Raw genomic sequence first — 12,426 nt, 5'->3', positions numbered from 1 at the left:
ACGAGAGTCAGCCGCCGACCAGCGACTTCAGCTGGCGGTTGGCGACCGCGAGCATGGCCAGATCCGGGCTGGCCATGGCGCGCAGCTCGGCGAGCAGCTGGTCGGTGCGCGTCACCTGGACCGTGCGGTCGGCAGCCCAGCGCTCGAGCGAGCTGTCCGCCGAATCGCCGCCGTCGCCGCGCCGGCCCGTCGGCGCCGGCTCGGCCGCGCCGTTGGCGACCACCGAGTGGGCGACCTGGAACTGGTAGCTGTAGAGGTCGTCGACGATCGCCGTGACCGCCAGCTTGTCCCAGGCGCTGTCGCTCGGCAGGCGGCCGGCGATGCGGCGCAGCCAGTCGAAGCCGAAGCGGCTGCCGATGCGGAAGTAGAGCCGCCCGGCCTCGACCACCGGCAGCCCGGCCTCGCGGGCGATGCGCACGATGTCGCCGGCCGAGCCCAGGAAGCGCAGCGCGGCGACCCGCCGGGCCAGGGCATCCGGCACCCTGGCCTCAGCCAGCCGCGCGACCTCGACGTCGAGCACCCGCCGGTCGTCCTCGTGCAGCAGCTCGCCCACGACCGGCGTCAGCTGGGCGATGCCCGGGCCGTAGGTCTCGACCAGCTCGGCGATGGCGAAACCCGCGGCCTCGTTGCGCAGCAGCCAGACCACGAAGCGCTCGGCGAGGCGGCCGCACTCGACCAGCATCAGGTACTGCGCCGCGGCGTCGGCCTTGACGTCCAGCGCCTCGATCTCGCTCCACAGCGTGCGCAGGCCATAGGCCTCGCGCGCCACGACATAGGCGCGGCAGATCTCGTCCGCCGGCATGCCGGTCTTCTCGCCGACCTCGTGGACGAAGGCGATGCCCATGCGGTTGACGACGGTATTGGTGACCTGGGTCGCGACGATCTCGCGGCGCAGCCGGTGGCCCTCGATGTCGTCGCCGTAGCGCTCCTGCAGCGGCTGCGGGAAGTAGCGCCGGAGCTCCAGGTCGAGGTAGGGATCGTCGGGCAGGCTCGAGCTCATCAGCCGCTCGAACAGGTCGATCTTGGCGTAGGACAGCAGCACCGCGATCTCGGGCCGGGTCAGGCCGCGCCCGGCGTTGAAGCGGTCGCCGAGCTCCTCGTCGTCGGGCAGGAACTCGAGCGCTCGGTCCAGCTTGCCGGCCCGCTCCAGCACCCGGGTGTAGCGGCCGAGGCGGTCGAGCAGGTGGGCGCCGAGCCGCTCGGTCACGCTGATGCACTGGGTCTGCAGATAGTTGTCGCGCAGCACCAGCTGGCCGACCTCATCGGTCATCGCGGCCAGCAGCTTGTCGCGCTTGGCCCGCGCCAGCTTGCCGTCGTGCTCGGCCTTGCCGAGCAGGATCTTGATGTTGACCTCGTGGTCCGAGCAGTCGACGCCGGCGGAGTTGTCGATGGCGTCGGTGTTGAGCCGGCCGCCGGCCAGGGCGAACTCGATTCGGCCCTTCTGGGTCATGCCCAGGTTGGCGCCCTCGCCGACGACCTTGGCGCCGAGCTCCTCGCCGTTGACGCGCAGGCCGTCGTTGGCCCGGTCGCCGACGTCGAGATGGCTCTCCTCGCTCGCCTTCACGTAGGTGCCGATGCCGCCGAACCAGAGCAGCTCGACCGGGCAGCGCAGCAGCCCGCGGATCAGCTCGTTCGGCGTGACGACATCCTGGGCCAGGCCGAAGGCCGCCTTCATCTCGGCCGAGAGCTTGATCGACTTGGCCTTGCGGTCGAACACGCCGCCGCCCTTGGAGATCAGCTTGACGTCGTACTGGTCCCAGCCCTTGGCGGCATCGAACAGCCGCTTGCGCTCCTTCCAGCTCTTCGCCGGGTCCGGGTCGGGATCGATGAAGATGTGCAGGTGGTTGAAGGCGCCGAGCAGGCGGATGTGCCTGGACAGCAGCATGCCGTTGCCGAACACGTCGCCGCCCATGTCGCCGACGCCGATCACCGTGAAGTCCTCGGACTGGATGTCCTTGCCGAGCTCGCGGAAGTGCCGCTTGATCCCTTCCCAGGCGCCGCGCGCGGTGATGCCCATGGCCTTGTGGTCGTAGCCGGCCGAGCCGCCCGAGGCGAAGGCGTCGTCGAGCCAGAAGCCGTAGTCGGCCGAGACGCCGTTGGCGTAGTCCGAGAAGGTCGCCGTGCCCTTGTCGGCGGCGACCACCAGGTAGGGGTCGTCGGCGTCGTAGCGCACCACCTGCCTGGGCGGCACGACCTTGTCGCCCTTGAGGTTGTCGGTGATGTCGAGCAGGCCGCGCAGGAAGGTCTTGTAGGCGGCGACGCCCTCGGCGATCCGGCCGTCGCGATCCGCCGGCAGGCGCTTCGGGAAGAAGCCGCCCTTCGAGCCGACCGGCACGATGACCGCGTTCTTGACCCGCTGCGCCTTGACCAGGCCGAGCACCTCGGTGCGGAAGTCCTCGCGCCGGTCCGACCAGCGCAGGCCGCCGCGCGCGACCGGCCCGAAGCGGATGTGCACGCCCTCGACCTGCGGCGAGTAGACGAAGATCTCGCGGTAGGGCCTGGGCTGCGGCAGCTCCTCGATCTTGTCGGCGTCGAACTTGAACGAGACGTAGGGCTTGCGCCGGCCGGACTCGTCCAGCTGGTAGTAGTTGGTGCGCTCGGTGACCACGATCAGGTTGAGGTAGCGGCGCAGGATGCGGTCCTCGTCCAGGCTGGTCACCTTCTCGAGCAGGCCGTCGATCGCCTCGACGATCGGCTGGCAGGCCTCCAGCGCCTTGGCCGGCGACTTGCGGCCGACCCTGGCCGGGTCGAACCGCTGCCGGAACAGCTCGGTCAGCGCCTGGGCGATCTTCGGATGCCCGACCAGCGTCGCCTCGATCATCTCCTGGCTGAAGGGGATCGCCGCCTGGCGCAGGTACTTGGCGTAGGCGCGCAGGATGCGGATCGCCGCGGCGTCGAGGCCGGCCGCCAGGACCAGGGCGTTGAAGCCGTCGTTCTCCATCTCGCCGCGCCAGGTCAGGCCGAAGACCTCGTGGAAGGCGTCGCGCACCGCCGCGATGTCGATCTCGTCCTCGGCCTGCAGGCGCATGTCGAAGTCGTGGATCCAGATCGGGTCCTGGGCGCCCGCCGGCTGCACCTCGTAGGGCACCTCGCCGATCACCCTGAGGCCCATGTGCTCGAGCAGCGGCAGCACGTCGGACAGCGGCAGCGGGTCGCGCCCGTGGTAGACCTTGAAGTGCAGCCGGCCGGGCACGGCCCGCGGCGGCCGGTAGAGGTCCAGGGCGAGCTCGCCATCGCGCGCCGTGCTCTCCAGGTTGCGGATGTCGGCGACGGCGTCCCGGGCACCGAAGATCTCTCGGTAGTTCGAGGGGAAGGCATTGCGGTAGCGACGGTGGCTGCGCAGGCCGCGCTCCTCGCCGTAGGCGGCGACCAGGGCCTCCTGCAGCCGGTCGTCCCAGGCACGCGCCAACTCGGCCAGCTCGGCCTCCAGGGCGGCCCGGTCGACCGCCGGCAGCGCGCCCTGGGTGGTCCGCACGATCAGGTGCAGGCGGGCCAGCGGCGACTCGCCGATCTCGGTGTGGAAGGCCGTCATCGTGCCGGCGAAGGCCTGCTCCAGGCGCGCCTGGATCTTCAGACGCAGGCTGGTGTCGAAGCGCTCGCGCGGCACGAAGATCATGCAGGAGACGAAGCGCTCGAAGGGGTCCTGGCGGATGAACAGCGCGGTGCGCTGGCGCTCCTGCAGGTGCAGGATGCCGAGCGCGATCTCGGCCAGGTCCGCCTCGTCGATCTGGAACAGCTCGTCGCGCGGATAGGTCTCCAGGATGTGCATCAGGGCCTTGCCGTCGTGGCTGCCCGGCATCAGGCCGGCGCGCTCGACCGTGCTCTCGACCTTGCGCCGGAGCAGCGGGATCGCCCGCGGGCTGGAGTTGTAGGCGGTCGAAGTGAAGAGACCGACGAACAGGCGCTCGCCGGTGACCTCGCCCTTGCGGCCGAAGGTCTTGATGGCGATCGTGTCGAGGTGGGTCGAACGGTGCACGGTCGAGCGGCGGTTCGCCTTGTTGACCCGCAGCAGCATCGGCGTGGTCACCCACTCCTGCACGTCCGGCGGCAGCTGGCCGAGGTTGCGCAGGCCGTCGAAGACCGAGAAGCCGGGGTCGCGCAGCAGGCCGAGGCCGCTGTCGCCGTCGATCCGGGCGACCTTCTCCCCCTCCTCCTCCTCGAAGCTGTATTCGCGGTAGCCGAGGTAGGTGAAGTTGTCGTCGTCGAGCCAGTCGAGGAAGGCGACCGCCTCGGCAATCTCCTCGCGCGGCAGCTTGGGCGGGTTCTTCTCGAGGTCGCGCACCAGGTCGCGGCAGCGCGTGCGCATGGCGCGCCAGTCCTCGACCGAGGCCCTGACGTCGGCGAGCACGCCGGCCAGCGCCGCCTCGATCTCGGCATGGCGGGTCGCCGGCTGCTCGCCGAAATGCACCAGCATGAGCGACTCCGGCCGGCCCTCGGCCGCCTCGTCGCCGGGCAGGCCGATGTCGAGCAGGCGGCCCTTGTCGTCGCGCTCGACCGCCAGGATCGGGTGGATGACCAGGAAGACCTCGGCCTGCAGGCGGTTCAGCTCCTGGCTGACCGAATCGACCAGGAAGGGCATGTCGTCGTTGACGATCTCGGCGACGCTGTGGCCGCAGTCCCAGCCGTGCTCCTCGCGACTCGGCGTGTAGACCCGGATCTTGGCCTTCTCGGGATCGCGCTTCTGGGCGAAGGACCAGAGCGCCAGGGCGGCACCCGCGACGTTCTCCGCGGTGTCGCCGAGCAGGTCGTCGGGCGGCACGTGGGCGTAGAGCAAGCGCAGGAAGCGCTCGGCGCGCTCCGCCTCCTTGCCCTTCAGCCGGTCTGCCAGCGCCTTGGCCGCGGCATCGACGAGCTGCGCCTTCCGGTTCTCGATATCCCTGGTCATCGATCGCCTCCCGCCGCTTGGGCTTCTGCGCTTCCGGAGGGAAGCACCCGGCTGTCCCGCCGTCGCCGCACGCGGGCCAAGGTAGCGCAAAGAATCCGGTGGCGGGAGGGTCGAGGCGGCCTTGGCCCGCGAGGCGCTTCGCCACGCCCGGAACGACGACGGCCCCGCCGGCGGGCTGCCGGCGGGGCCGCGAGGATCGTCCGACGACGCCGGGCGTCAGCCGGCGCGCACGTTCGCCAGGAAGCTGTCGACCTGGCCGCGCAGGCCCTCGGATTCGCGCGACAGCTCGCGCGCCGAGATCAGCACCTGCTCGGCCGCCGAGCCGCTCTCGACCGCCGAGCGGTTGACCTCGGCGATGCCTTCGGTCGCCGTCTTGGTGCCGTGGGCGGCACGCTCGACGGTCTGGGCGATCTCCTCGGTCGCGGCGTTCTGCTCCTCGACCGCGCCGGCGATCGAGGCCGAGATCTCGTTCATCTCCTCGATCACGCGGACGATCGAGCGGATCGCCTCGACGGCCTCGCCGGTGGCCGACTGCATGCCGCCGATCTGCTGGCCGATCTCCTCGGTCGCCTTGGCGGTCTGGGTCGCCAGGTTCTTGACCTCCGAGGCGACCACGGCGAAGCCCTTGCCGGCCTCGCCGGCGCGGGCCGCCTCGATCGTCGCGTTCAAGGCGAGCAGGTTGGTCTGCTCGGCGATCTCGCTGATCAGGTTGACGACCTCGCCGATCTTGCGGGCCGCCTCGGCCAGGCCCTCGACCTTGCCGTTGGTCTCGTTGGCCTTGCTGCTGGCCTCGCCGGCGACCGCGCTGGAGCGGGTCACCTGGCGGCCGATCTCCGAGATCGAGCTGGACAGCTCGCGGGCCGCCGCGGCCGCGGAGTCGACGTTGCCGCTGGTCTCCTCGGCCGCTCCGGCGACGTCCTCGGCGCGCCGGCGCGTCGCGTCGGCGGTGCCGGTCATCGATTCGGCGGTCGCCTCCATCTCCGTCGCCGCCGCCGAGAGCGAGTCGACGACGCCCTTGACGCTGTCCTCGAACTTCTGGGCCAGCGCCATCATCTCCTCGCGCCGGCGCAGCTGCGCCGCCTCGCGCTCGGCCTCGTTGGCCCGCCGCTCCCCGTCGGCGGCGGCCAGGCTGTCGCGCAGGGCCGCGAGGTTGCGGCCCATGTCGGCGATCTCGTCGCTGCCCTTCTCGGGCACCGCGACCTCGAGCTCGCCGGCGGCGATCGTCTGCATCGAGTGGGCCAGGCCGGCGATGCGCCGCAGGATGGCGCGGCCGACGTAGAGCCAGGCGATCAGCAGGGCGATGGCGACCGAGGCACCGGCCAGCGCGACCAGCACCAGCTTGCCGAGCTTGATGGCGCCGGTCACCGCCTCGCTCGAGGCGGTCATCTGGCTCTCCGCGTCCATCAGCAGGCCGGCGACCTCGAGGCCGAGCTTGTCGCTGGCCTCGCGGCTGACGGCGAGGGAGGCCCGGCCGGCGTCGCGGGCGGCGAGCTCCTCGGCGCGCGCGTCGAACACGCTCTTGTCGCCGAGGCCTTCGGCGAGCAGGCCCTTGACCGCCGTGCCTAGGTCGCCGTCGACGTCCTCCTTGGGCAGCTTGCCGAGCTTCTCCATGGCCGAATCGTTGGCCGCCTTGAAGCGCTCGCGCAGCGGCTGCAGCAGGCTGGCGTCGGAGATGCTGCCGGCCTGGTGCAGCAAGCCGGCGGCGACGTTGATGTCGGCCTTCAGGCTGAGCAGCGCGGACATCATGCCGACGCCGCCGTCCATGAGCTCCTTGACCGTGCGCGCGGCGGTCGCCGTCGCCTCGTCGCTGCCCTTGACGACCGCGGCGTTGGCGGTCTCGACGACCGGGCCGAGCATCTCCAGGAAGGCCTCTCGGATCTGGTTCGCCCGGGTCACCTCCTCGCCGACGATCGACTTGATCTCGGCGCCGCGCGAATTGAGGGCGTTGAGGTAGAAGCCCTCCTTGCGCAGCGCGAAGATGCCGTCCTTGCCGAGGCTGATGTCCTGGAGCTCGGCATAGAGGGCATCGAGCTTGTCCCAGTCGCCGCCGCGCGGCAGGGCGTTCAGCCGGCCCTTCAAGGTCTCCAGGTCGCCCTGCAGCGCCTTCTTCAGATCGTCGAGATCGAGCGGGCTGTCGACACTCGCAGCCTGGCCGACGACGCCGACGGCGTGGTTGATCGTGGCGGTCGCCTCGAGCGCGGCGCGCAGGCGCGCGATCTGCACGCCGATCAGGCCGGAGATCGAATCCTTGAGGTCGTTGCCGGCCATCTCGCTCTGCAGCGACAGGTCGAAGGCCGCGTCGTCGATCTTCGGGGCGATCATCTTGCCGACCTCGGCCTGGGCGGCATCGACCTGCGACATCCGCTTGTCGTGCTCCGAAGCCAGTCTCAGGCGCTTGGAAACGGCCTCGTCGAGCGCCTGCACCGCGTCGCCGAGACGGCTCACCTGGCCCTTGACGGCGGTGACGGTCTCCTCGCTGGCGCCGAGCTTCTTCAGCTTGTCGAGCCGGTCTTCGAGCTCCCAGGTCTTGGCCGACAGCGTCGCCGAGAGCGTCTGCCGGGCCGAGTCGTCGGCCGCGGCGGCGAGCTCCGGCGCCGCGCCGGCGAGCTCGGTGGCGCCGATCTGCAGGCGCAGCGACTGCTCCATGGCCGGCGCGGTGCGCTGGGCGGTCTCGTCGTAAGCCTGCTCGACGCCGCCGAAGGTGAACCAGGCGGCACCGCTGGCCAGCACCGTCAGGCCGGCGACGGCGCCGAAGGCGAGGAACAGCCGCGGGCCGAGACCGAAGCGACGGCGAGGCTGGCGCAAGATGGGGGCGCCTTCCTCGTCGACGCTCTCCGGCTCGAAGGGGTCTTCGTCGGAGACCTCCGTGTCGGCCTCGCGCTCGAGGTCCTGCATGTCCTCGTTGATCTCGCCGGTCATGTCCTGTCCTGCCTTCCTGACATCGCAATGGATCGAAGAGTGGGTGAGCGGCGGCCGCAGGCCGGAAGCCCCGCGCGGCGCGGAGCTCCCGGCCCGCCCGGCCTCAGCTGGAGCCGCCGAGCGTATCGACGGCCTTGAAGCTGCCGTCGGGCTGGATGACCGTCAGGAACACCCGGTCCATGCCCTGGTTGTCGCCCGGCCCGTAGGTCAGGGTGACACCGCCCAGGTCGAAGGTGCCGGTGTTGTAGACGGCGTCGAGGAACGACTGCCGCGTCGGCTCGGCGCCGGCCTTCTCCAGCGCCGCGATCGCGAGGCGGCCGACGAGGTAGCCTTCGAGCGACACGAACTCCGGCTCGGCCTTGGCGTCGTAAGCCTTGAGCGCGGCCTGGTAGGCGGCGACCGCCGGGATCGTGTGGTCCCACGGGAAGGGAACGACCTGGGTCACCACGACGCCGGCGCCGTCGGCGCCGAGCTCCTTGGCCAAGGCCAGCGAGCCGACGAAGGAGATGTTCACGAAGGTCGCGTCGAGCTTGATCTTGCGGGCGAGGTGGATGAACTCGGCCGCCGGCTTGTAGGCGCCGACGATGACGACCGCCTGCGGCGAGGCCTTGCGGATGTCCAGCAACGCCTGCTTCACCGCGACGGTGTTGCGCTGGTAGGTGCCTTCGGCGGCCAGCTTGAGGCCGCGCTTGTCCATCGCCTTCTGCACGCCCGACAGGCCGGCGCGGCCGAAGGAGTCGTCCTGGTAGAGGATAGCGATCTTCGAATAGCCGAGGTCCTTGGTCAGGTGCTCGATCCAGGACTCGGTCTCGGCGTCGTAGGTGCCGCGCAGGTTGATCACGTTCTTGAGGGCCGGGTCGCGCAGGAAGCCGGCGCCGGTGAAGGCACCGACGAAGGGAACGCCCGCGTCGGTCGCGACCGGCTGGGCGGCCTTCGAGGTCGGCGTACCGACCGGGCCGATCAGCGCGAAGACCTGGTCCTGCTCGATCAGTGCCTTGGTGTTCTCGACGGCGCGCTCCGGCTCGTAGCCGTCGTCCCTGCTGACCAGCTCCAGCTTGCGGCCGCCGATGCCACCGTTGCGGTTGGCCTCGTCGAAGGCGGCCATCAGGCCGAGGCGCATGCCCTGGCCGAGCTTGGCCGCCGGGCCGTCGAGGGCGGCCGACTGGCCGAAGACGATCTTGTCCGCGCTGACTCCCGGATCGGCCAGTGCCGATCCGGCGAAAACGACGCCGGCGGCCAGTGCCGCGGCAGCCAATGAACGGTGAAGGATCATGGGGGCTCTCCTTCCGGTTTAAATGGCTTTTTGCCCGTCTTGTCGCGGGCTAGTACCCGCGCAGGATGTCCCGGAACGATTGCCGTAAGGTTAACCTGAGCACGAATGATCGGCCGACGGCTCGCGCCTCGTCCGAGCGATCGACCCTTGTATTCTGGACTGACAAGTCCATATCCCAGCCATGCTCTGTCCCGCCGAGAACGAGGCCTGCCCAGGCCCTGGACGGCCGCGCGGCTTCGACGCTGACTGCGCCCTGGCCTCCGCGCTGGCGCTGTTCTGGCGGCAGGGCTACGAGCAGACCTCCCTGGACGAGCTGACCGCGGCGATGGGCATCAGCCGCTCGAGCTTCTATGCCTGCTTCAAGTCCAAGCATGGCGCCCTGCTCGCTGCGGTGGAGCGCTACTGCGACGAGTCGTTCCGCGCCCTCACCGACCTGGCCGCCGCCGCCGCGGATCGGGCGGCGGCGGCGCGGGCGGTGGTCGGCGCGATCGCGGCGCCGGACGGCGGCAGGAACGGCTGCTTCCTGGCCAACTGCGTGACCGAGCTGGCGCCCCACGATCCCGAGGTCGAGGCGCTGAGCCGCCGCCAGCTCGCGCGCATCGAGGCACTGCTGGCGCGTCTGCTGTCCGAGCCGGCCGGCGACCGCGCCGCCGATGCGCCGGACGGCCCGGGCGCCGCGCCGCGCCGCGCCGGCGCCCTGCTGTCGCTGGCGCTCGGTGCCACCATGCTGCGCAAGGCCGGTGTCGCGCCGGAGCGGCTGGAGGCGCTGCTCGGCGAGGCCGACCGGCTGATCTCGCCCTAGGCGCAGGCCGATCCGAACCGCCCCGAACCCGCCCAATTCTGGACCGAACGATCCGGTTTTCCCTTCCGACTCAGAGGAAAAACGACGAATGACCGAGAAGCTCTTCACGCCCCTGACCCTCGGCGACCTCGAGCTGCCCAACCGGGTGGTGATGGCGCCGCTGACCCGCAACCGCGCGCTGCCCGAGGGCGACGTGCCGCATGCGCTCAACGCCCGCTACTACGCCCAGCGCGCCAGCGCCGGGCTGATCGTCACCGAGGCGACGCAGATCTCGCCCGAGGGCAAGGGCTACGCCTGGACGCCGGGCATCTACAGCGAGGCCCAGGTCGAGGGCTGGCGCCTGGTCACCGACGCCGTGCACGCCAAGGGCGGGCGGATCTTCGCCCAGCTCTGGCACGTCGGCCGCGTCTCCCACGTCTCGCTGCAGCCGAACGGCCGGGCGCCGGTCGCGCCCTCGGCGATCACCGCCCGGACGCGGACCTTCGACGGCAAGAGCTTCGTCGAGACCTCGGCGCCGCGCGCGCTGGAGACCGACGAGATCCCGCGCATCGTCGCCGACTACCGCAAGGCCGCGGAGAACGCCCGGGCCGCCGGCTTCGACGGCATCGAGCTGCACGGTGCCAACGGCTACCTGATCGACCAGTTCCTGCGCGACTGCTCGAACCGGCGGACCGACGCCTACGGCGGCTCGCTGGAGAACCGGGCGCGTCTGCTGATCGAGGTGCTGGAGGCGCTGTCGATCGCCTGGCCGGTCGGTCGCATCGGCCTCAGGCTCTCGCCCTTCTCCAACGCCAACGACGTCGCCGACAGCGACCCGATGAAGACCTTCGGCTACGTGCTCGGCCGGGTGAACAACTTCCGCCTGTCCTACCTGCACCTGGTCGAGGGCCAGACCGGCGGCAGCCGGGACCTGCCGGAGGGTGCCGACCTGCAGGCGCTGCGCCGGCGCTTCGACGGGCCCTACATGGCCAACAACGGCTACGACCGGGCCATGGCGATCGACGCTGTCGAATCGGGCAGCGCCGACCTGATCGCCTTCGGCAAGCCTTTCATCGCCAATCCGGACCTGGTCGAGCGGCTGCGCCGCGACGCGCCGCTCAACGAGCCCGACCGGGAGACCTTCTACGGCGGCGGCGAGAAGGGCTACGTCGACTATCCGACGCTCACCGACATCGCCGCCTGACGGCGGCGGGGCCGACATCGCCGCCTGACGGCGGCCCGCCGGAGGGGCCCGGGCTGGGAGCCGATCCCGGCCCAGGCCCTTCGCGTCACAGGAACTGCTGGCCGCTGCGCCAGAGCACGTAGGCGGCGACGACGAAGATCAGGCCGGCGAAGATGCGCTGCAGCGTCGCCTTCTGCTTCGCCAGGCGCATGGCGAGCCGCCCGCCGAGCTGCCCGCCGAGCAGGCCGCCGACGATGAACAGGCCGGCGACCGGCCAGTCGACCAGGCCCGAGGCGGCGTAGTTGACCGCCGTCGTGAGGCCGAAGGTGCCGACCGCGAGCAGCGAGGTCCCGACCGCGCCGATCATCGGCATGCCGGTCGCCAGAATCAGCGCCGGAACGATCAGGAAGCCGCCGCCGATGCCGAAGAAGCCGGACAGCGCGCCGGCGCCGAGCGCGGTGACCGCGGTGATCGCGCAGGTCCTGAGGTCGGCGGGATGCTCGGGGACGTGCGGGCCGCGGCGCGGGCGCAGCATCAGGAAGCCGACGACGATCATCAGCAGGCCGAACAGGAACAGCAGGCCCTGGCCGTCGACCGCCTTGCCCAGGCTGGAGCCGCCGAGCGCGCCGAGCACGCCGACCACGGCGAAGACCAGGCCGCAGCGCCAGCGGACATGGCCGGCCCGGGCGTGGCCGACCAGCGCGAGGTAGGCGCTGGCCGCGACCGCCAGGGCCGAGGTGCCGATCGCGACGTGGGGATTGGCGACGCCGACGGCGTAGAGCAGCAGCGGCGTCGCCAGGATCGAGCCGCCGCCGCCGACCAGGCCGAGTGTGAAGCCGACCAGGCTGCCCGAGGCGATCGCGGCCGCCAGGGCGCCGAGGGCAATGCCTTCGAGGCCGCTCATCGTGCGGCTCCCGGCAGGCTGCCGGCCTGGCCGCCCGCGGCGCTGCGGCCGGCCAGGCGCGGCGCGACCAGGCGGTCGTGCAGCACCATGCCGGCCAGCATCGCCGCGACGAACAGCAGGGCCGGCGTGCCGACGAAGGACAGCGCGGCGACGGCCGGCCCGGGGCAGAAGCCGGCGAGCCCCCAGCCGACGCCGAACAGGACGGCACCGGTCACCAGCCGCCAGTCGATGCGCCGCTGGCCCGGCAGGTCGTAGCAGACCTCGAGCAGCGGCCGGCCGAAGCGTCGGGCGAGCCGGAAGCCCGGCAGCGCCACGCCGACCGCGCCGGCCAGCACGAAGGCCAGGCTGGGATCCCAGGCACCGGCCACGTCGAGGAAGCCGCGCACACGACCGGCGTCGACCATGCCGGAGAGCGCGAGGCCGAAGCCGAACAGGCTGCCGGTCCCGAGGGCAGCGAGGAGCCGCAGGAACGTCATCATGG

General features: G+C 71.4%; 7 protein-coding genes. 2 read left to right on the top strand and 5 right to left on the bottom strand.

All coding sequences use genetic code 11. The annotated features are described in order from the left end of the window. Positions 1–7: 7 nt before the first annotated feature. The 3 genes from B9O00_RS08130 to B9O00_RS08120 form a co-directional block, all read right to left on the bottom strand. Entirely contained in the window at positions 8–4,885 is a 4,878-nt protein-coding gene (locus B9O00_RS08130; protein WP_085121962.1) for an NAD-glutamate dehydrogenase, read from the bottom strand. A 216-nt stretch (positions 4,886–5,101) separates the two neighbouring features. Further along, positions 5,102–7,804 carry a methyl-accepting chemotaxis protein gene (locus tag B9O00_RS08125; protein ID WP_085121961.1) on the bottom strand — a complete coding sequence of 901 codons (2,703 nt, stop codon included), beginning with the start codon at positions 7,802–7,804 and terminating at the stop codon, positions 5,102–5,104. A gap of 103 nt (positions 7,805–7,907) precedes the next feature. Continuing rightward, positions 7,908–9,077: an ABC transporter substrate-binding protein gene (locus B9O00_RS08120; protein WP_085121960.1), complete on the bottom strand. Its 1,170-nt coding sequence runs from the start codon at positions 9,075–9,077 to the stop codon at positions 7,908–7,910. Between the two features lie 181 nt (positions 9,078–9,258). Between B9O00_RS08120 and B9O00_RS08115 the strand changes: the two genes are divergently transcribed. Continuing rightward, a complete protein-coding gene (locus B9O00_RS08115) occupies positions 9,259–9,879 on the top strand; it encodes a TetR/AcrR family transcriptional regulator (RefSeq protein ID WP_085121959.1) in 621 nt (206 codons plus the stop codon). Between the two features lie 88 nt (positions 9,880–9,967). Continuing rightward, entirely contained in the window at positions 9,968–11,062 is a 1,095-nt protein-coding gene (locus tag B9O00_RS08110; protein ID WP_085121958.1) for an alkene reductase, read from the top strand. An 85-nt stretch (positions 11,063–11,147) separates the two neighbouring features. On the opposite strand, the gene B9O00_RS08105 is transcribed toward B9O00_RS08110, so the two are convergent. Together B9O00_RS08105 and B9O00_RS08100 are read right to left on the bottom strand one after the other, a co-directional pair. After that, positions 11,148–11,945: a sulfite exporter TauE/SafE family protein gene (locus B9O00_RS08105; protein WP_085121957.1), complete on the bottom strand. Its 798-nt coding sequence runs from the start codon at positions 11,943–11,945 to the stop codon at positions 11,148–11,150. Next, positions 11,942–12,424: a DUF6691 family protein gene (locus tag B9O00_RS08100; RefSeq protein ID WP_085121956.1), complete on the bottom strand. Its 483-nt coding sequence runs from the start codon at positions 12,422–12,424 to the stop codon at positions 11,942–11,944. The genes B9O00_RS08105 and B9O00_RS08100 overlap by 4 nt, the downstream gene beginning before the upstream one ends. Positions 12,425–12,426: the final 2 nt, after the last annotated feature.

The organism is Tistlia consotensis USBA 355, from assembly GCF_900177295.1.
Taxonomy (GTDB): Bacteria; Pseudomonadota; Alphaproteobacteria; order Kiloniellales; family DSM-21159; genus Tistlia; species Tistlia consotensis.
This window is presented reverse-complemented; position numbering and strand designations above follow the sequence as displayed.